We start from the raw sequence: 20807 nt of genomic DNA, 5'->3' as shown, positions 1-20807 counted from the left end.
GTAAATGACTTGATTTTCGGGCTGGGTTTAGTTTGGTGCTGTCATTTTCCCTGACTCCCTTGCTTTACGGCCAAGAAAATTTCCAATTCTCAAGAATCAGGGACTTGACATCTTACCGCTGGACTTTGTCTCTTTACTCGCCTTCCGAAAGCGTAACTCTGCGTGTAACCAAATCGCCGTCCGATTGCATCATGAGCTTTACTTGCTGACCCGGCAAGTACGATTTCAACAGCTCGTTCAAGTCTATGATCGTCGTCACGATGCGGTCGTCCACCGAATACAGCACATCCCCCGCCCGGATACCGGCCTTGGACGCTTCCGCGGACTCCGCTTTGCGCACGGTTAGCGGATCGTCCGTCGGCAACCCGACGATTGCCGCCCAGCTTTCTTCGAGATCGATGCCGAGCGATGCGCGCCGCACTTTGCCGTATCGATCGAAATGGTCCAGTACGTACTTCACCGTGCTTGCCGGTATGGAGAAGCCCATGTTCTCCACCCCGATCGCCGCGAATTTCAGCGAGTTGATGCCGATTACTTCGCCTTTCATATTAACGAGCGGGCCTCCGCTGTTGCCGGGATTGATCGCCGCATCGGTCTGAATGAGTTTGTAGAACGAATCAATGCCGCGGTCGAGTCCGCTGACAATGCCTGCGGTCGCCGAATTGCGCAGCGAGAACGAAACCGGCGTCCCAAGCGCGACAACCGGCTCGCCGGCTTCCAATTCCTCATCCTCCGCGAAAACGGCGGGCTGCAAGTCTGCGGCGTTGATACGAATCAGCGCGAGATCGCTGAGCTCATCGGTAAAGGTTTGGACGATATCGTAAGATTTGCCGTCTAAGGTGACGACGACCGCGTTGTTCAGTTTGTCGACGACATGCGCGTTCGTTACGATCCACCCGTCCTTCTTCACGATGACGCCCGTCCCGTGAGCCAGATTGTAACGATTGGCGGATACCCATTCTTGATCGGACTCGGGCTTGCCGATAATCGCGACGACGGAAGGTGATACTTTGCGAACGACCTCAGGCACCGAATAGGCCGGCGTATAGCGGTACGTTTGCGTTTTTGCGTCATATGTCCCCGACCCGCCAAGCTGTGCCGGCACGGCGGCGGCCTTGACATAAACTTCGCCGTTTACGAGCTTCGCTTCCAGCGGTACCGTCCCGCTCTGCGGATTCGCAGCGGCCGCTTGCGCCGGGCTGCCGGTTGCGGCTATTCCTCCCCAGAGGACGATTCCTCCCAATATTGCTGTCCAACAGCGTCCAAACCTCTTATTCATCTTCCGGTTTCGTTCCTCTCTCTATTAGTCTTTCCTCTATCATCTATAAGTCTCTCTTCTTTGTACCACACTCTACCAGGCAATACAAATCTATGAGCCTCTTGATCGCAAAAGAAAATGGAAGCTCCGTATATCGGGGCCCATCTCTCCCTCCGAATCCGGACTTCCATTATAAGTACGCTATAGCCGGGTCAAATATGCCCGTCTACCTCATTAAGCTTTATACCGCCGGATAAATTCCACCGCTTTGCGGATATCGATCTCCGGCTGATCGCCGACCTCGCGTTCGATCGTCAAATAGCCCGCGTATCCGATGTCCTGCAATGCGGCAAAATAACGGTCAAAATCGACCTTGCCTTCGCCGAGCGGCACTTCCGCGAAAATTTCGCCAGACGATACCATTTGCGAGATTTTGCCGTGATCCATCGGTTCGAAGCCGAGCGCCCCGTATACTTCGCGCGGATCGACCTCCCGATAGCGGATGCCGTCCTTCACATGCGTATGCACGATATAGTCTTTCAAGGCATACACGCCCGCGACCGGATCGTCGCCGGTTACCATCACCATATTGGCAGGGTCGAAGTTGACGGAAACGCCGTTCGTGCTGAGCGAGTCGAGGAAGCGTTTCAGATGAAGCGCCCGCTCCGGCCCGGTTTCGATCGCGAAATACGCGCCCGCGTTATGCGCATATTGGCTCAGTTCCTCGCATGCCGTCTGCATGCTGTGATAGATTTCGCCGTTCTCGTCTTCCGGCACGATGCCGATATGCGTCGTAACGATATTCGTGCCTAGGTCGAGCGCCAAATCGAGAATTCGTTTCGACTTTTCCACCTTGTCGGGGTTGGCGGTCTTGTCTTGAAAGCCATGCCCGCCCAAGTCGCCGCATAGCGCTGAAATTTCCAGTCCATGCGAAGCGATCAAATCTTTCAGTTCGCGCCGCCCCGCGGCCGTTAAATTGGCCGGGTCCATCTCGCCCTTCACCGCATAGATTTGCACCCCGTCCGCTCCGACTTCCTTCGCCTTTTTCAATCCTTCGCGCACGCCGACGCCGATGCTGTCGACGATCACGCCGATTTTATTCGTCAACTTCATCCAATTGTCCCTCCCCTATTCATTTGTATATAACATTCCACTTTCCACTCCGAAATCCTCTTCCTCATCGCTTCGTTGGAAATAAAGACTATCGGCGAGGTTCAAAATTTATAACGGTTATGAAAAACCTTTAATAGAAACAAGCCTGACTTTCCGGTTCTAACGAACTTCAGCGTCCTTTCGCTTCGAATCCCACGATTTTATCACGAGCGTTGCATCGAGAAATTGCTATCCGGACCGTACGGCCGTTATTTTGCGTCAAAACCGTTTATTCACGGTTTAGGCGGACATTGGTTCCGTTATCCGTTCATCGCAGGGCTTATTTTTACGCTCTTGCCGCGAATAGAGGATCGTATGTCCGCGAACTGTCCGAAATCGGGCCGTTTGTCACAATCAGCGTCTTCGGTGTCCGCGAACTTGGGAGCGAGGCGGTAGAACCAATGTGAAGGAATAGTACGGTAATCCGCACAACTGTTTCAATATTGCTGAAAAAAGTTAATGCAACGCCAGTGATAATCCTGCTCAGGTATGCGAACAATCGTACAAAACAAGCGGCTCACACTTCCAATCCATCGACTTAGTTCGAAATTTCGTACATAATGAGCAATTCCGGACCTATTCCCACAAAGGTGTACGAAAAATCGTACGAAACGAGTGCCGCACGCTTCAAATCCATCGACTTAGTTCGAAATTTCATACACAATGAGCGATTTCGCCCTTATTCCCGCAAAGGTGTACGAATAATCGTACAAACTAGCGGCACACACTTCCAGTCCATCGACTTAGTTCGAAATTTCGTACATACTCGCCGATTTGAGCCCTATTCCCGCAAAGGTGTACGAAAAATCGTACGAAACAAGTGCCGCACACTTCCAATCCATCGACTTAGTTCGAAATTTCGTACATAATGAGCAATTCCGCCCCTATTCCCGCAATGGTATGCGAAAAATCGTATGAAACGAGCGGCGCTCGAACCGCCAAATCGCCCCCTATCCTTCCACCGTTATCCCTTCACCGAGCCGGCGACCATCCCTTTCATCACCTGCTCCTGAAAGATCAAATAAACGGCAATCGTCGGAATGACGGCCAGAGACAGCGCCGCGAACGTCAACCGGTAATCCGTCATATAGCCGGTGGCGAACATGGACAAGCTAAGCGGCAGCGTCTGCAGCGCCGGCTTGCTGATGAACACGAGCGCGAACGCGAAATCGTTCCAGAAGCGCAGAAACGCAAGAATGCCTACCGTCGCCAGCGCCGGGAGGGACAAGGGCAGCATCATGCGCATGAAGAAGCCCCAATAGCCCGTGCCGTCGATCAGGGACGCCTCCTCGATCTCTTTCGGGATGGACGTCATGTAAGCCATCGTGACGAAGATGGCGAGCGACAATTCGAATGCGGTGTACGGCATAATAAGCGCCCAATACGTGTCGAGCATGCCGATCTTTTTCATTAATATAAATAACGGAACAAGCGTGCTATGGATCGGGATCAGCATCCCGAGCAAGAAGATGCCCATAACCGCCGCCCGCAGCCTAAACTTGAACCGCGACAGCACGAAGGCGGCCATCGCGCCGATGACTAACGTAAGAATGAGCGCCGCAAAGGTGACGATGAGCGAGTTGGTGAAGGAAACGCCCATTTTGGCAACCGTCCAGGCGTCCGTAAAATTGTTCCAATGCCACTCGCGCGGCACGCCGAACGGACGCTCGTAAAATTCGGGATTCGATTTGAACGCGCTGATAAACAGCCAGAACAGCGGATACAGCGTCACAAAGGCGTATAACGTCAGGACAATATTCAACGCTCCGCGCCGCGCCTGCTTCCACCGGAACGCCGCACCCGGCGGCGAAGGCTTATGAAGTTCGGCCGCATTTTGCATCTTCGTATTCATTCGTATTCAGGCCCCCTATCGCGTATTCCGCTGCTTCATGATGAATTGGCTGCCCGCCACCATAATCAGGCTAATGACGACGATCGCGGTCGAGACGGCGCTGCCGTAGCCGAAACGGTAGATGCTGAACGTATTGTTGTACATATAGGATGCGAGCAGCTCCGTCGAATGCGCCGGCCCTCCGCCGGTCATGACGTAGATCAGATCGAACGTCTTCAAACTGCCGGAAATGCACAGTACAACCGTCACCTTGATCGTATCCCAAATCATCGGCAGCTTGATCGAGAACAGCTTGCGCCAAGGGTTCGCCCCGTCGATGGCGGCCGCGTCCTCGATTTCAGCCGGAATGTTCTGCAAGGCGGCGATATACATAATCATATAGGGGCCGATAAAATTCCAGATAATCGGAACGGCCAGCATGTACATCGATATTTTCGGATTGGACAGCCACGCCTGCTTCCAGGAACCCAGCCCGACCGTATCGAGCACAAAATTTAAAATCCCGATTTGCGGATGATAAATATAACCCCAAATGATCCCAATCACGACGGAAGAGAGGACCATCGGCAAAAAGACGGCGGAACGGATCGCCCGCTGAAACAGCGTACTTTGGCGCAATACGAGCGCCAGCGCCAGCGCGATCGGCACTTGGCCGAAAACGGAAGCGGCGACAACGATCAAATTGTTGCGGAACGATTGCCAAAAAATCGGATCTTGCACAATTTCCGCATAATTGCCGAAGCCGATAAACTTCATCGCTCCGATCCCTTTCCAATCGAAAAAACCGTAGTAGGCCGACCAGACGATCGGCACGATGACGAAAAACGAGAAAATGAGCAGCGCCGGCAAAAGACCTGCCGCGATGACCCCCCGGATGCGGGCTTTGGATGTCATGACTTCCCTCCTGTAAAGAAAAGGTGATGCTGTCGAAACAGTAAACGAGCAAATGACCGCGTATGCGATCCTTTCCGATATGCCAAGGAAGCGCCGGATTGCGGCGCTTCCCTTAAGACTAATTTTCCAACGATTTCGCTTGCGCGTCTTGAATTTTCTGCGCGATGCTTTGCGGATCCCCGCCCATCAACAGTTCTTGCAAGCCGTTGTTGACGGCGTCCGAGCCCGCCGAAGTCATGACGTTGTCGTAGACCGGCGTCCGCTCCACGCTGTTGACAAGCTTATACACCTCGCTGAAAATCGGCGATACTTTGCTCTCGTCCAGCTCCGCCTTATAGCTGACCAGGTTGCTGCTGTCGAGCGTCTTCTTCTGCACGTCCGGACCGGACAGCGCATAGATCAAGTCATAGGCCGCCTGCAGACGATCGCCTTCCACTTTGCTGCTCAAACCGAGGGCCGAGCCGAGCGCGCCGGATACCGAATTCGGATTCCCTTTGCCGCCGGGCACGGACGGCAGCACCGTCGCCCCCATATCCTTCATTTGCTCCGGCGTCGCATTCGCCGCCAAGTTCGAGAGCGCCCAACCGCCGTCGATCATCATCGCCGCTTGCCCTTGGGCGAACATCACTTCCATTTGCGTATTGTCGATGCTGTTGAAGCCTTCCTGGAACGCTCCCGCTTTCCACAGATCCTGTAGAAGCGTCAGCGCTTGTACGAACTCCGGATCGGTAAACTTCGCGCCGTCCTGCGCCGACGCCTTCAGAAACCATTCCGTTCCGGTGACGCGATCGGCCAAGGAGCTGATAATGCTCGATTGCGCCAGCCAAGCCGCTTTGTTCCCGAGCGCGATCGGCGTAATGCCGTTCTCCTTCACCACTTTGACCGCATTCATCAGTTCGTCCCACGTCTTCGGCACTTCCAAATTATATTTTTCAAGAATCGCTTTGTTGTAAAACAGAATCGATGTCGGCGTCAAACCGAGCGTAGCGCTATATATGTTCCCGTCGATCGTAAAATCGTCGAACGATCCGGGCAAATACCCGTCTCTCCACTCCGGCTTGCTGTCAAGCAACGCGTTGATCGGTTGAATAAGACCGCCGGCATGGAATTCCTTCGTCATCGCCCCGGGCCACATCATGAAGACATCCGGCATTTCGTTGGCCGCCGCTACCGTTTTCAGGCGCGTCTTGTATCCGTCCGGCGGAATCGCCTGAATTTCCAGCTCGATGTCGGGACGTTCCTTTTGGAATTGCTCGATTTGCTCCCGCATCATCGTCGCGCGCAAATCGTTGCCCGTAAAGTTATGCCAGAGCGACAGCTTTACTTTTTCCTTTTTGGCTTCGCCGCCGTCCCCGGACGTTTGCCCCGACGATCCCGATCCCGATCCGGACTGCGCGGATTGCGTTCCTTCCGAACCGCTCTTGCCCCCGCCGCAAGCGGCCAATGAAACGGTCAGTACGACCATGAGCAAAAATATAAGCGCTTTCTTCATTGTTTTACCCCCTCCATCATGTTTACAGGTTCAGTATAAAAGCGCCGTCCTGTTGCCAAAAGGGGATATCCTTCAGCATCTGGGTAGATAAAATTCAGTTTTTGCCGCGGAATTCGGAAGGCGTTTTGCCCGTATATTTTTTGAACAACTGACCGAAATATTTAATATCTTCGTAGCCGACCCTTTTCGCGATCTCGCTTATTTTGGCCGGGGATGAAACGAGCAGTTCTTCCGCCAGGCGCATTCGTTCGCGCGTGACAAACTCGAGATAGTTCATGCCCGTCTCCCGCTTGAACACTTCGCTGAAATGGTTGGGATGCAGATGCACCGCCGCCGCCACTTGCTGCAGCGTAATATGTTTGTCCAAATGCTCCTGAATGTACGCGATCGACCTCCCAATATAGGATGTACGTCCTTCCGCCACCGTTTTATGATAGGCGTCCATAATCGTCAGCAAATGCTGGAATAACGCTTCCTCCGGATCGATGAACCGCTCCGGCGCCGCCTGCAATTCGTCGATCGACGGATGCGGCGCAGGATTGGATTTGCCCATTGCTTGCACGACCCGCTCCAGCCAGCGGTGTCCCGCCACCGCTGCCGAGACGAGGAACGCGCGCAGCGCCGGGGGCGTCAAGTCCGGGTCTTGCAGCTGTTTGCGCATCGTACGGCTTACCCAATGTTTCAACTCGATCGAATTGCCTCCATGCAGAATGCTCGCCAGTTCCGCTTCTTCCTCCAGCGAGCATACTTTGCGGCCGCCTTTGCGATCCTTCACCTGTTCGTAAGCGGCGATTTCTTCGAATCCGCTTAAGCCTTGATAGGCGGAAGCGTGCAGCGCCTCCGCATAAGAAGCCCGCAACTCCGCCGCATCCCGAACCGCCGTGCCTAGGGCCGCGAACAGGTCGCATTTCAACATTATGCGGATATGAGACATGGCCCGCTGCAAATCGTTACGATCGCTACTTGACCGATACCCCCGCAGCACGACGGCGATATCGTCCGCGCGCAACAGCGTCTCGCAATCGAGCAATTCCTTGAGGCTGTTGTCCACGGCGAATAGGAGCAGGCTGCGGACATGCGGCTGCGTTCCCCAGCCGGATGCGGTTACGATCGCCGCCTGCAGCGACCTGCCTTGGACGGCTTCGGTCCGCAAGCGCGGCAAATGCGTCCCGGCTTCGGCTAACAACTCCTCGTCCGGCATCTCTTCCGTCAACAACCGCTCCAGTATGCGGTTGCGGTAGGCGAACCGCCTGTTCTGATCCTGAACGGCTTCTTCCCGCCGCTGCATAATGTGATGTTTCGCCTTCATGACCGCTTTAATGATCTCTTCGGGCCGGCTCGTCTTAAGCAAATAGTCGCTGACGCCTTCGCGAATCGCCTGCTGCGCGTAAGCGAAATCGTCGAAGCCGGTTAAAATGATCGTCTCTACCTCGGGATTGATTTTACGCGCTTCGTGGATCAGTTCGAGCCCGGTTTTGCCCGCCATTTTAATATCCGTCAAAATGACATGCGGCGCTTCGGCGGCAATCCGCGCCAGCGCCTCTTCGGCCGAATCGGCCGGCTCAAGCAGGCGGAAGCCGAGACCGGGCCAATCGATGACCGTGCTCAGCCCTCTGCGTATGATCACTTCGTCGTCGACGATTAACAATCGAATCATGATGCTCCCTCCCTGATCGGTATCGTAAATGACGCTTTCGTCCCTTTGCCGAGCGCGCTCTCGATCGACAGCCGCGAGTCCAAGCCGTAATGAAGCACGAGTCTCCGCTGCACGTTGCGCAGACCGTAGCTTCCGGAGCCGTCGTCGCGGTACAATGCCGTTTCGAGTTGGTCCTGCAAGCTGCGCAGCGTCGTTTCGTCCATGCCCACGCCCGTATCCTCGACCGTAAACGTCATGCTGCCGTTCGTTTGATCCGCCACCACATGAATCGTGCCCGGCTCGCGTTTTTTCTGAATGCCGTGGATGAGCGCATTCTCGATCAACGGCTGCAGCACTAGCTTCAACATCGATTGCTTGCCGAGTTCCGGATGGATAATGAACCGGATTTCGAACTGGTCCGGGAAGCGGATCGATTGAATATTCGCATAATTTTGCGCATGGGCGATTTCCTGCGAAACAGGGCAGAATTCCTCCCCTTTATTCAGGCTGAACCGCAAAAAGTCGCTCAGCGCCCCGACCATTTCCGCAATCTGCATATCTTTGCTCATCAGCGCCATCCAATGGACGGACGATAACGTGTTATAGAGAAAATGCGGATTGATTTGCGCTTGCAGTGCCTGCATATCCGCTTCCTTCTTGCGCGCTTCGTTCGTTTTAACCTGCTCGGTCAAATGCTGGATGCGGTTGCTGAACTTGTTGTACGTATGCATTAGCTGACCGACTTCGTCGACCGTCGTCACTGGAAACGTTTGCATTTTACCGTCCGGATTGGCGTTTTTCAAGATGCGGGTCAGTTGTTCCAGCGGGCGCGTTACGCGATGAACGAGATAGAGCACCAAACCGACGAGCAGGACGATGGCAACGGCGACGGCGACAGCCGTCAGCGTGATGACGTATCGGTTCTGCGCCTTGTATTCGTTGTAAGGAATGACCCCCATCAACGTCCAGCCTACATTCGGCACTTGATCGAATAGAATCGTCTTTTTCTCCTCGCCTTCGCCGTAATCCTTCACGCTGGCCCCCTCCCTTGCGAGGGCGATTCCCGGAAACAGCTCGTCCGTTTTCCGGTTCAGCCACGGCGACGGCCCGCCGGAAATAATGCGCCCTTCGCTGTCGAGCAGCAGCACGTATCCGTTGCTCTCCAGGCCCGACGTTTTCAAGTAGGTCGATATCACCTCCTCGTTCAAGCTGATCGTCAGCATGCCGAGCGTTTTGAAATTGTTAATGTCCCGAATCGGCCGGATCAGGGAAATGACCCGCTTTACTCCGGTAAACGTCTCGTTTTCATATAGCGATGTCCAATACTTGGGATGCTTTGCGAAATAATCCGGCTGCTCGGCCAGCGGATCGGGCGCGCCCGATTGCGTGACCGTATCGTTGAAAAAAGTGGATAACGTCGCCCGGTCGCCGCGGGGTTGGATCGTAATATCGGATATGTATTTTTTGGAGAAAGCCAGATTAGTCAAAAAACCGATCATTTTCAAATATTCCGTCGCATCGGTCTGTTTATGGTTCAAATATTTTTGCGTATCCCCGTGTCCGATCAGAAAGACCGACATGTTCTCGACGTCCTGCACGATAAATTCCAGGTTCGTCCGAATTTGGCGCAGCGTATTCATCCCGGATTGCTTCGCTTTTTCCTCCGTGACCGAAGAAGAGAGCTGGTACGAAACGACGCCGAGCAGCAGTACCGGAACGAGCAGCGAACCGACCAGCATAAACGACAGTTTATGTTTTAACGAGCCAGCCAGCCAGCGTTTCAACGGAAGCCCCCCTTTGCGAGCCTATAGATTCTTATCATCACTATACAAAATATAATATTTGAAATCTATACCAAAAGAGAGAGCGGCCTCGCGTCTCCCGCGGCCACTCTCTCCTATAATTGTCAAGAGCCGGTTTATGTTTGTACGGACTCCGTTTCGCGCTTGACCGGGCTTGAACGGAACAGCGCCCAGGCGGCCGCGATCGCAACGGCGACGCCCAACGCGCCGAACCAAGCGACCGATGCGAGCGATACCTGATTAACGGCGATGCCCCCGATTCCGGCGCCGGCTGCCATGGCCAACTGCATCATGGATTGGTTCAAACCAAGCATCACGCCGGACGCCCCGGGCTCAATCGTTGCCAAATTATATTGCTGCGTCGGTCCGGTCGACCAGGCCGCGAATGACCATAATATCAGAACGGCAAGCACGCCGGCAAATGCGTTCGCGACCAGCGACAGCAGAACGAGCATTATAATATGCAGCGTCATCCCGCCAATCAGCGTCACGCGCACGCCCCATCGGTCCGTACTGAAACCGCCGAACTTCGATCCGATCAGACTGGCGATGCCGAAGATCAGAAGAACCGTGCTGAGCAGCTTGTCGCTGATCCCCGATACCGTCAGCAGATAAGGAGAAAGATAGGTATACGCGACCGAGTAACCGCCAAGCCAGAAAAACGTAATGAGTAATCCGAGCGCCACCTTCCGCTTTTTCAAAAGGGCGAGCTGCTGCGGCAAAGGGATCGGCTCATCGCCTTTCGTACGGGGAATGGCGAAGAACAGCACGACCATTGCGATTATGGCGAATAACGCGATCCAGCCAAATACGGCTTTCCACCCGAAGGCGTCGGCGACCGTTCTCCCGAGAGGAACGCCGATAATTAAAGAAGCGGTAAATCCCATGACGACCGTCGCGATCGCGCTCGCTTGCTTGCCCGGGGGAGCGATCTTGGCCGCAATATTGAGCGCGGTAACGACAACCATTCCCGCCCCGAGCGCCATAATGACGCGTGCGGCAACGAACAGTCCATAGCCGGGCAGAACAAACGATAGGATATTACCCGTTGCGAAAATGCCTAGCGAGTATAAAATCAAATTGCGTCGATCCACTCTCGCCGTCCATGCCATCAAAATCGGCGTGCCGATCGCATAGACGAACGAGAAAATCGTAATCAACTGGCCCGCGGCCGCCAGCGTAATGCCAAGCGACTCCGCGATTCGGTCCAAAATGCCGGATACGATGTATTCGGACGTTCCCACCAAAAAACTGATCATAGCCAGCATGTATATTCTCCATGTGTTTCTCATTCTCTCACTCCTGTTTCCTTAGTTTATATTAAGACATATCGTGAAATGTTAATATGATAGGGTTAAAAAATAGATACATATCGCGATATGTCGAATTGTTTGGCGCAAAATGAAACCGAACGCTCCGGCCGAGAATTCAGTTCATTTTGTTTACAGCTCTTCCTTCAACAAATCGGCGATGCTGCGGATCGCTTCTTCATCCCTCTGGTAATACGTAAACTTGCCGATACGCTTCGTCTTGATCAGCCCGGCCCGCTGCAGCATCGTAAGATATTGGGAAGCCGTCGATTGCGTCATGTTCAATCTGTCTGTAATTTGACTTACACATACCCCGATTTCGTTCATATCAATCCCTTCATGGGGCGTAAAATGGAGATACGGCTCCTTCAGCCAGTGCAAAATTTGCAGTCTCGATTCATTGGACAGGGCTTTAAATACTTCAATTGGTTTCATACATATCATTATATCGAGAATTATCGATTTGTCAAATCATTCGTCTTGACCGCCTTATGGCTATGTCTGCCAAATCCGAAATTCGCTAGAGCTATGCGGGGTCCACTAAGGCGAGTCCGATGAATTCGCCCTGATCGCGACGAACGTCCAACATGCTGCCTAATGTTCTCCTTACTTATTTTTTGTCTGTCAAACTTTTTGTTTGTTTTTCCGATTCGATATGATAATATTTGAGGCAAAGGCAAGAAGGAAGGTGACAGCTTGGAGCATGTTCAGCATGAAATGGAGTTTCTTTCTGCGCTGGTGAAAGGCATCGCCGCTCAATTCGGCGAAAACTGCGAGGTCGTGCTGCATGACTTGACCCGCCCGTACGAGAGCACCATCGTCGCCATTGAGAACGGCCATATCACCGGCAGAAAAGTCGGCGATCCCGGCACGAATCTAGGGCTGGAGCTGCTGCGCGGCAATACGGAAAACGGCAATAAATTCAACTACGTGACACAAACCAAGGACGGGCGGATATTGCGCTCTACTTCGCTGTATATGCGGAATCACGCCGGCGAAGTGATCGGATCGCTATGCATGAACTTTGATATTACCGATTTGACCATGGCGGAGAAAACGCTGCAATCTCTAACCTACAGCGGTTTGCAGCCCGAAGTGCGCGAATCGTTCGTCAGCAACGTAGGCGATTTGCTCGACATGCTGATTCAGGAAGCGCAGGAGCAGGTCGGCAAGCCGGTCGCCTTAATGGGCAAAGAAGACAAGATGAAGCTGATCCAGTTGCTCGATCAGAAAGGGGCCTTCCTGATTAAAAAAGCGGGCGAAAAAGTATGCGGCTACTTGAATATCTCGAAATATACGCTATACAGCTATATGGAGGAGGCGAAAAACGCCGAACCGAATGAGTAGCAACCTTGGATAGATGGGAAAGGAGCGACTAGCATGGCTCACTATGGGAATGGATTTCACGAGAAGCTGCCGCAAACGTCAGGCATTCTGGAACAATTGAAAACGGCCGCGCTGCCGGAAAACTCGAACGCGACGCCGATGCCGGACACGCCTTGCGTCGTCATCGACGTCTCCAAGATGGAGCGGAATATCGAGTCGATGGCGAATATCGCGAAGGAACATCGCGTGAAATTAAGGCCGCATGCCAAAACGCATAAAATGCCCTGGATCGCCAAGAGACAGTTGGAGCATGGCGCAGCGGGCATTACCGTGGCCAAAGTATCCGAGGCGGAAGTGATGGCGGCGCACGGAGTGGACGATATTTTCATCGCTTATCCGCTCGTCGTCGACTCGAAGATCGAACGGGCGCTGCGTCTTGGCGAATATATTCGTCTCATCGTTGGCGTCGACAGCCTGGAAGGCGCCCGGCTCCTGGCAGAAACGGCTGCGGCAAGAGGCCGGCAGCTTGAGGTCCGACTCGAGGTCGATACCGGCCTAAGACGCACCGGCGTCGCTTATGACGAGGCGCTCGCGCTCGCCCGCGACATAGCAAGCTTGGACGCGCTCCGTCTCACCGGCATCTATACGTTCCGCGGCGCCCTGATGAACGGGAAGGCGACGCTGGACCTGCGCAGCGCCGGCATCGAGGAAGGCCGCATGATGGCCGATCTCGCCGAGCGAATGCGCGCCGCGGGCATCCCGATCGAGGATGTGAGCGTCGGCTCGACGCCCACCGCCGCGTTTGCCGCCATGGCGGAAGGCGTCACGGAAATCCGTCCCGGCACCTACGTCTTCGAAGACCGTATGCAAGCGAAGTTCGGCGTCTGTTCGCTCGAGGATTGCGCCGCCGTCGTCATGGCGACCGTCGTCAGCCGGCCGACCGACGATCTCCTCGTCATTGACGGCGGGAGCAAAACGTTCGCCACCGACGTGCAGCCGAATGTCGACCCGCTCCGGCTGCAAGGGTTCGGCCATATCCTCGAAGCGCCTGACGCGGTGCTCGAACGACTGTCGGAGGAGCACGGCATGATCCGGGTGGCGCCGGAATGTTCGTTGAAAGTCGGCGACCGGATTCATATTATTCCGAATCATATTTGCAGCACGATCAATCTGCACAATAAGGTCTATTACGTGAACGACGGCAGTGCCGGCGAGGAATCGAGGCCGGCGGGGAGAAAAAACGCGCACAATACGTACTACAAAATGAAAGTTTGGGGCCGCGGCATGTTGGAATAACGAACGTCGATATGAACTTATCGCTCGTATCGATAGACTTGCCGACAGTACGGCGGCTGGCGTTGCATCAATTTTAAACGGGGCTGGGATGGGCCTTATTCGAAAACCTGCAATGGGAGTCAATTAGTCACTTTCATAATATCGCTGCACTGCTGACGCTACCGCTGCACCGCTGACACTCCGTCGGGCGGGCTACGAAACTAGGACACGCTAATAGCCTGTAAATGACCCTGTTGCTGGTGTAACGAAACTAGAACACGCTAATGAGGGAAAGAAGGCGGTAAAACGGCCGATTTCCAATGCATAACGATAGGTACTTTCGTTAGGATGGGAACGTCTTCATTTTGAGCCCAATAAGAGTTGGCAGTTTCGTTAGCGCCCAGGTCCACGCGGATCGCCTTCGAAACAAGGAGCGATCCCCTTCTATGTGCGCAATAAAACCAGTACCATCAACGATGGCGAATTATGGGAATTTGTAGAATTGGCAATCGACAAGATCAGTTGCAGGCTAATCACGTGTGACAACTTCCATGAAAAACGAATCTGCAGCCGTTTTCGATGCAACGCCAGTGGCCAGTGCGTCTGCGCCTTTGATGCATTGGAAAATGTACAGCGGAAAGAGCCAATTTCGACAGCAATTGGATGTTTTATTGGAAACCATCCAATGGAATATCGTCTCGAACCGATCCTGCAACCTATTTGCCGCAATTCTGCTGCATCATTTCCAATGAAGCGGCCCATCGCCAAACTGATAGCGCTATAACATTGGATATTTTCCAATGAGCGAAACTTAAAACATGCATCACATAGATCAAACGCCGTTGCAATCGCAAGGGGAGGAATATCATCGTGCTGGATATCATTTTGAAAAACGGAAAAATTGTGGACGGAACAGGAAATCCATGGTTCGCCGGCAATGTCGGCATTAAAGATGGACGCATCGTCGCGGTCGGACGGGTCGATCAGGAGGCCGGGCAAATCGTCGATGTACGCGGTCAGGTGATTGCGCCCGGTTTTATCGACGGCCATTGCCATTCCGATTTGATGATCATTGACCATCCGTTAAGCGAGATCAAGCTGCAGCAAGGCGTGACGACCGAAGTGGTCGGCAACTGCGGCCTCGCGCCGGCGCCTTTCTTGAAAGAAAAAGCCGGGCTGCTCCAAAGCTACGTCGAGCCGGTGCTGGGCAGCACGACATGGGAGTGGCCGTGGGAAACGGTCGAGCAGTATATGGCCTATGTCGGCAAGTCCAATCCGGCGGAGAACGTGGCCACGTACGTTGCGCACGGCGCGCTGCGCATTGCCGTGATGGGCTTCGACAACCGCCCGGCGACGAGCGAGGAATTGAACCGCATGAAGTCGATGCTTGAAGAAGGCTTGAAAGCGGGAGCGATCGGGCTCTCGATCGGCTTGCTGTACGCGCCGGGCAGCTACACATCCCGCGAAGAGCTCGCGGAGCTGTGCACCGTTCTGTCCAAATACGACGGATTGCTGTCGACGCATATACGCGGCGAGGGCAATAATCTGCTTCCGTCGATCAAGGAAGTGATCTGGATCGCGGAGAAAGCCGGCATTTCGCTGCATGTCAGCCATCTGAAGGCGGCTGGCCGGCGCAATTGGGGCAAGGCGCTGGAAGCGTTGGAGCTCATCGAAGAAGCGCGGGCGCGCGGCATGGATGTCACCTGCGACGTCTATCCTTATTCCGCCGGCTCGACCTCGCTCACGACCGTATTGCCTCCTTGGACGCTGGAAGGCGGCATCGACGCGACATTGGCGCGGTTTCGCGATCCGCGGCTGCGCGACAGGATCCGGGAGGAACTCGGCCGGGAACAGGACGATTGGGACAATCTCGTCCACTCCACCGGTTGGAACAGCGTCTATGTATCCTCGCTGCAGACGGACGCCAATCGCCCGCTCGAAGGACGCACGATTGCGGAAATTAGCGAAGCGCGCGGACAACATCCCGTCGATTGCGTTATGGATTTGTTGTTGGAGGAAGACGGCAAAATATCGATCGTCTACTTCCATATGTCCGACGACGATGTGAAGCAAGTGATTGCTTGGGAGAAATCGCTGATCGCCTCCGACAGCCTGCATTGCGAAACGGGCAAGCCCCACCCCCGTCTGTACGGCGCGTTCCCGCGCATCTTCGCCAAATATGTGCGCGAAGATCGCGTCCTTTCGCTGGAACAAGCGGTGCGCAAAATGACGTCGTTTCCGGTGCAGCGCTTCAAGCTGGGCAAACGCGGCTTGCTCGTTCCCGGCTATGCCGCCGATGTCGTCGTGTTCGATCCGGAGACGATAGCCGATCTGGCGACGTATGAAGAGCCGCGCCAATATCCGGTCGGCATCTCGCATGTGATCGTCGGCGGCGCGATGGCGCTCGAACACGGCAACCATACGCAAGCGCGCAACGGCCGCTGGATTTCGGCTTCGCATTGCTTGCACGAGCATCATCAATAAACGAACGATTGCGAAGCACTATACTACAATTTTTAGGAGGAATCATACTTATGTCCAAAATTGAAAAACGACTGGAAGAACTCGGCATCGTTCTGCCTCCGGTGGGCAAGCCCCGCTTCTCTTATATCCCGTGCAATCGCACCGGAAACCTGGTGTACACGTCGGGTCAAGATTGCCGCATTAACGGCGAGCTCATGTTCGAAGGCAAGCTCGGCCGGGAAGTGACGATCGAACAAGGCCAAGCGGCCGCCAGACAGACGATTATCAACTGCTTGGCCGTCATCAAAGCGGAAATCGGCGACCTCGATAAAGTCGTCAAAGTCGTCAAAATGCTCGCATTCGTCAACAGCGCTCCCGGCTTCGCCGATCAGCCTTATGTCATTAACGGCGCATCCGACTTGCTGATCGAAGTGTTCGGCGACAGCGGCAAGCACGCCCGCTCGGCCATCGGCACGAGCGATCTTCCGTTCCATACGCCGGTAGAGATCGAATTGATCGTAGAAGTTCGCGACTAACCCTTCATTCGCGAACATTAAGAAAGGATCGGAGGCTGACCTCCGGCCCTTTTCTTTTATATGTTAATATTTCACATTATTAACATTTCATTCGATTAACTCAAATCCTTTACTTCTTTGACGGATTCATATTCTAAAACGGAGTTCGCGATATCAACCAATACATCTCCTGTCACGATATGGCTCATCCGTCGGTTCATGCTGAGAATATATTGCAGTCCCTTCTTTTCAAAAACCAATATGCGAAAGCTTCCCGTTCCTCCAATACTGCCGTATACGGCTCGACTCCCATCCTTTAAGCGATATTTACGAATCGTACTCTGTCTGCTGGGAATGTTTGTAATCTTATGTTCTAATGGACTGATCCGAATCAAGTAATGACTGCCGCCTTGATGTCGGTTAATATATTCAATTTCCAAATGATCATTATCCCCTTTCCCCCAACTGCATCTTGCGAATTGATGGGTAAACGGCAGAGGCGGAATATTCACTGGCAAATGAATAGTTTTGCGGAACAACTTCTCGCATGTCCTTAACTCCCGATCGATCGACTTATACCCGTATTGATAATACATTGTTTCAAATGGTTCCCCCGTCATCGCCACCTCTCTCCCATCGCTTGCGTTTCCTAATAATAAGGCAAACAACAGCATGAACGATCGCGTCATCATACCACCACCTTCTCCAGATGACAGTAGTATGGCCGGAAAAACCAATGAAATACAATTCGATTCTGAGTCCACGGGATAGCGATCAAGGGGAATTTTTACAGGAGCTATATTCTCCAAGTTACCGTTTCAATGTTCTCATCCGCTCGGGCAGTATTTGTGTTCCATAGCGATTTCGATAATTGCGGTATACTTGTTGATAAATTCTGTTTTCGCCGCCGTATATCCGTCTCTGTCATGTTCTTAGCGATCGGTTTCCGAGAACCGAATCGTTCGAATCGCATTGGATGACGGATCGAATTGGATGGCCACATATACGCCAAATTCCGTCCCATCGCTTTTTCGAAGCCATAGTTTAAACGTCTCTTCCGCCTTCTCCGGCGATATATTCTGCCGCCCAACATGTTTATAATCGACGATCTCGGCTTGATAGCGTTTCTGCGTTTCTTCCATGGCAATTTGTCCCCATTTGGCATACTCCGGGGCCATTTCCGCCGACGCCGATACGACAGCGGCAAAAAACAGACTGATCACCGAAAGCAACAGTATTCTCATTCTAACCTAACCACCCTTCGAAAGCGTTCGTTTACGATATATATTGCCCAAACGACAGCCGAAAAACAAAAAAAGACCCTTTGAAAAGCGGCTCAAAGCGTCTTTTGGCGGTGCTGTATTCGATTTCTTCGCATGAACGATTACTTTAACCAGCTTTCCGTGATCATCACATAATCGGCAATCAGGAACACAAGCAAGCTTACCGTTGTAAAACCTAGAGCAAATTTATTTTTGACACGGGCAGATGCCAATCGCAAAAGTCCGATAAAAATGAGAACCGTAAACAAGATCATAACAATATCGAACGGTTCGAATCTTTTAGCCGCCTCAACTGCTTCAGCCAACAACATGATAGGACCTCCCTCTCTGAATTCACGCATACTTACTCTCTATGTTATAATTCTCCAGACAGAGATGCAAGTCAAAATCGAAAACTTTAACAAGATTGTCACGGTTTCTAGCAGGGGATATGGAATTTGTCATCGCAATCGCGCGAACTGGTGAAATAACGAATTTCCTCATTATTTATAATAAAAACTTATAGATCTTTTTCCAATGACTCGTTTACAGGTTCATCGGTATTATGATACGATTTAGTTACTAATATTCATACTATTTCAATCGGAATTAAAACCTATAGGAGGATGGAACCGATGGCATACGAACCGGTATGGACGGCAGACCCGTCAAAGTTAAATAAATTCGAGTTCGTCAAATTGGAAAAAGACGGCCTGGACGTTATCCGCACCATTATTGAAAAGTACGCGGTAGAAGGCTACGACTCGATTCCGCCGGACGATATGAGCCGATTTAAATGGGCCGGCGTGTACGAGCAGAAGCCGAAGGACGGCCATTTCATGATGCGCGTGCGGATCAACGGGGGCATTATGACGACCGCTCAGGCGCGCGGTTTAGCCGAGATCGCCAAGCGATACGGCCGCGGGTTAATGGACGTGACGACACGCCAAGCGATCCAATTCCACTGGCTTCGCGTCGAACATTTGCCGGATATTTTCAAGCGTCTGGAAGACGTCGGCTTGTACTCGTACGAAGCATGCGGCGATTGCCCGCGTACCATCGTCGGCAATCCGTTAGCCGGCATCGACCGGAACGAGCTGCTCGACACGACGGATATCGTGGAGCAAGTGAACGATTATTTCCTTATGAATCGCGATTTTTCCAATTTGCCGCGTAAATATAAGATGTCCATTTCTGCGAATATTTACAACAACGCTCACGCGGAAATTAACGATCTGGCGTTTACCCCGGCAACAAAAATCATTGACGGTGTAGAAACGATCGGATTTCACGTATGGGTCGGGGGCGGACTTTCGGTCAAACCGCATCTCGCGAAACAGCTTGATATTTTTGTTCGACCGGAAGAAGTACTGAAAGTTGCGATCGGCGTCACAACCATTTTCCGCGATTACGGCTACCGGGAAAAACGCCACCATGCGCGGCTCAAATTTTTAGTGGCCGATTGGGGACCGGAGAAATTTAAAGAAAAGCTGATTGAATTGATCGGCGAAATGCCTTCGAGCGGCGAAAGCAAAATCATCGGTTGGCAAGCGGCCTACTTCGACGGGGTCCATCCGCAAAAAGAAGACGGGCTGAACTATATCGGCCTGAATGTGCCGATAGGGCGTTCGAACGCAGACGAGTTCTTGCAGTTAGCGGACATTGCGGACAAATATGGAGACGGCAAAATCCGTACAACGATGTCGCAAAACATTATTTTGAGCGGCATTCCGGACGATCAAATCGACAATGTATTGAACGAACAAGTGCTGAAACGGTTGTCGCCGTTTCCGAAGCATTTTATGAGCCGTACCGTCTCTTGCACCGGCAATGAATTTTGCAACTTGGCCGTCGTGGAAACGAAGGAAAGAGCGCGGCTAGTGGCCGAATACTTAGACGAGCATGTTGAATTGGACGAAAAAATTCGCATCCATATGATCGGATGCCCGAACGCTTGCGGCCAGAAGCATATTGCCGACATCGGCTTGCAAGGCGCGCTTGTTCGTACGCCGGAAGGAACGTTCGACGCCTTCGATATCGCAGTCGGCGGAACCCTCAGCGAGAACGCCAAATTCAACCAAACATTGAAAGGCCGCGTCAAAGGCGAGATCGTCGCCCAACTGCTGGAGCAATTCGTCCTTTATTATAAAGATCATCGGGAGCCGGGCGAGTCGTTCCATCAATTCGTCAATCGCGTCGGCACCGAGCCTTTCCAACAGAAATTATCCGACTTTTTGGCATCCTAAAATATTGCGTACTGCCTTCGAGCAAGCGGGCGGGCGACCGCCTTATTGCAAGTATATTTTTTCCATGTTATGATGATCATATAGAAAAGAGACGGTGAGCCGACCGTCTCCTCGTACAATCATCTTGCGCGGGCTTCCCTCCAAGATTATAACGAAGAAGAAGTAACCCACGAACTAGGCTCTCAACCTGAGTGGGTTACTTTCGTTTTTCGATATAAGTAAGCAACGCCAGAACGAACATTCCGAACGTAATCACATCGATGAACGAAAGCTCCATAGGCATCCCCCCTTTCCGGAGGGCACCTATCCCACGTCAAGTTATTG

General features: G+C 52.9%; 19 protein-coding genes. 6 read left to right on the top strand and 13 right to left on the bottom strand.

Going from position 1 to position 20807, the window contains the following annotated elements; translation table 11 throughout:
• Nucleotides 1–133: 133 nt before the first annotated feature.
• The 9 genes from LQ229_RS21705 to LQ229_RS21665 all read right to left on the bottom strand — a co-directional run bounded on the left by LQ229_RS21705 (nucleotide 134) and on the right by LQ229_RS21665 (nucleotide 11831).
• A complete protein-coding gene (locus tag LQ229_RS21705) occupies nucleotides 134–1243 on the bottom strand; it encodes a trypsin-like peptidase domain-containing protein (RefSeq protein ID WP_230192900.1) in 1110 nt (369 codons plus the stop codon).
• Nucleotides 1244–1492: 249 nt separating this feature from the next.
• Nucleotides 1493–2371 (bottom strand): sugar phosphate isomerase/epimerase family protein, encoded by an 879-nt coding sequence (locus LQ229_RS21700; protein WP_230192899.1) that lies wholly within the window; start codon nucleotides 2369–2371, stop codon nucleotides 1493–1495.
• 1003 nt (nucleotides 2372–3374) lie between these two features.
• Nucleotides 3375–4262, bottom strand: coding sequence for a carbohydrate ABC transporter permease (locus LQ229_RS21695; protein WP_230192898.1), 888 nt, complete (start codon nucleotides 4260–4262; stop codon nucleotides 3375–3377).
• A gap of 15 nt (nucleotides 4263–4277) precedes the next feature.
• Nucleotides 4278–5156, bottom strand: a complete 879-nt coding sequence (locus LQ229_RS21690) for a sugar ABC transporter permease (protein ID WP_216537988.1) — start codon at nucleotides 5154–5156, stop codon at nucleotides 4278–4280.
• A 118-nt stretch (nucleotides 5157–5274) separates the two neighbouring features.
• Complete coding sequence (locus tag LQ229_RS21685; protein WP_230192897.1) at nucleotides 5275–6648, bottom strand: extracellular solute-binding protein; 1374 nt, start codon at nucleotides 6646–6648, stop codon at nucleotides 5275–5277.
• Nucleotides 6649–6742: 94 nt separating this feature from the next.
• Nucleotides 6743–8305: a response regulator gene (locus tag LQ229_RS21680; RefSeq protein ID WP_230192896.1), complete on the bottom strand. Its 1563-nt coding sequence runs from the start codon at nucleotides 8303–8305 to the stop codon at nucleotides 6743–6745.
• On the bottom strand, nucleotides 8302–10068 hold the full coding sequence (locus LQ229_RS21675; protein ID WP_230192895.1) for a sensor histidine kinase: 1767 nt from the start codon (nucleotides 10066–10068) through the stop codon (nucleotides 8302–8304). The genes LQ229_RS21680 and LQ229_RS21675 overlap by 4 nt, the downstream gene beginning before the upstream one ends.
• Nucleotides 10069–10202: 134 nt before the next feature.
• Nucleotides 10203–11378, bottom strand: coding sequence for an MFS transporter (locus tag LQ229_RS21670; protein WP_216537991.1), 1176 nt, complete (start codon nucleotides 11376–11378; stop codon nucleotides 10203–10205).
• Between the two features lie 150 nt (nucleotides 11379–11528).
• A complete protein-coding gene (locus tag LQ229_RS21665) occupies nucleotides 11529–11831 on the bottom strand; it encodes a metalloregulator ArsR/SmtB family transcription factor (RefSeq protein WP_216537992.1) in 303 nt (100 codons plus the stop codon).
• A 261-nt stretch (nucleotides 11832–12092) separates the two neighbouring features.
• Here LQ229_RS21665 and LQ229_RS21660 point away from each other — a divergent pair, with 261 nt between their 5' ends.
• The 5 genes from LQ229_RS21660 to LQ229_RS21640 all read left to right on the top strand — a co-directional run bounded on the left by LQ229_RS21660 (nucleotide 12093) and on the right by LQ229_RS21640 (nucleotide 16996).
• Complete coding sequence (locus tag LQ229_RS21660) at nucleotides 12093–12743, top strand: helix-turn-helix transcriptional regulator (protein ID WP_230192894.1); 651 nt, start codon at nucleotides 12093–12095, stop codon at nucleotides 12741–12743.
• A 138-nt stretch (nucleotides 12744–12881) separates the two neighbouring features.
• Entirely contained in the window at nucleotides 12882–14018 is a 1137-nt protein-coding gene (locus LQ229_RS21655; protein ID WP_230192902.1) for an alanine racemase, read from the top strand.
• 530 nt (nucleotides 14019–14548) lie between these two features.
• The gene (locus LQ229_RS21650) at nucleotides 14549–14749 is read left to right on the top strand and encodes a hypothetical protein (RefSeq protein WP_230192893.1); all 201 of its coding nucleotides are present in this window, start codon (nucleotides 14549–14551) and stop codon (nucleotides 14747–14749) included.
• A gap of 118 nt (nucleotides 14750–14867) precedes the next feature.
• Nucleotides 14868–16481 (top strand): D-aminoacylase, encoded by a 1614-nt coding sequence (locus tag LQ229_RS21645; protein WP_230192892.1) that lies wholly within the window; start codon nucleotides 14868–14870, stop codon nucleotides 16479–16481.
• Nucleotides 16482–16531: 50 nt separating this feature from the next.
• On the top strand, nucleotides 16532–16996 hold the full coding sequence (locus LQ229_RS21640; RefSeq protein ID WP_216537995.1) for a RidA family protein: 465 nt from the start codon (nucleotides 16532–16534) through the stop codon (nucleotides 16994–16996).
• A gap of 95 nt (nucleotides 16997–17091) precedes the next feature.
• Here the strand turns inward: LQ229_RS21640 and LQ229_RS21635 are convergent, their stop codons facing one another.
• From LQ229_RS21635 to LQ229_RS21625, 3 genes are all read right to left on the bottom strand, one after another.
• Complete coding sequence (locus tag LQ229_RS21635; RefSeq protein ID WP_230192891.1) at nucleotides 17092–17784, bottom strand: hypothetical protein; 693 nt, start codon at nucleotides 17782–17784, stop codon at nucleotides 17092–17094.
• A gap of 123 nt (nucleotides 17785–17907) precedes the next feature.
• Nucleotides 17908–18219, bottom strand: a complete 312-nt coding sequence (locus LQ229_RS21630) for a DUF3889 domain-containing protein (RefSeq protein ID WP_230192890.1) — start codon at nucleotides 18217–18219, stop codon at nucleotides 17908–17910.
• A gap of 140 nt (nucleotides 18220–18359) precedes the next feature.
• Nucleotides 18360–18569 (bottom strand): hypothetical protein, encoded by a 210-nt coding sequence (locus tag LQ229_RS21625; RefSeq protein WP_216537998.1) that lies wholly within the window; start codon nucleotides 18567–18569, stop codon nucleotides 18360–18362.
• 303 nt (nucleotides 18570–18872) lie between these two features.
• On the opposite strand from LQ229_RS21625, the gene LQ229_RS21620 reads away from it, so the two are divergent.
• A complete protein-coding gene (locus LQ229_RS21620) occupies nucleotides 18873–20483 on the top strand; it encodes a nitrite/sulfite reductase (protein WP_230192889.1) in 1611 nt (536 codons plus the stop codon).
• A 196-nt stretch (nucleotides 20484–20679) separates the two neighbouring features.
• Here the strand turns inward: LQ229_RS21620 and LQ229_RS27360 are convergent, their stop codons facing one another.
• Complete coding sequence (locus LQ229_RS27360; RefSeq protein ID WP_356711611.1) at nucleotides 20680–20760, bottom strand: putative holin-like toxin; 81 nt, start codon at nucleotides 20758–20760, stop codon at nucleotides 20680–20682.
• Between the last annotated feature and the right edge of the window lie 47 nt (nucleotides 20761–20807).

Origin of the sequence: Paenibacillus sp. CECT 9249 (assembly GCF_918697855.1) — a bacterium.
Taxonomy (GTDB): Bacteria; Bacillota; Bacilli; order Paenibacillales; family Paenibacillaceae; genus MSJ-34.
Note: the sequence above shows the minus strand (reverse complement) of the source record. Positions and strands in the feature narration are given on the sequence as shown.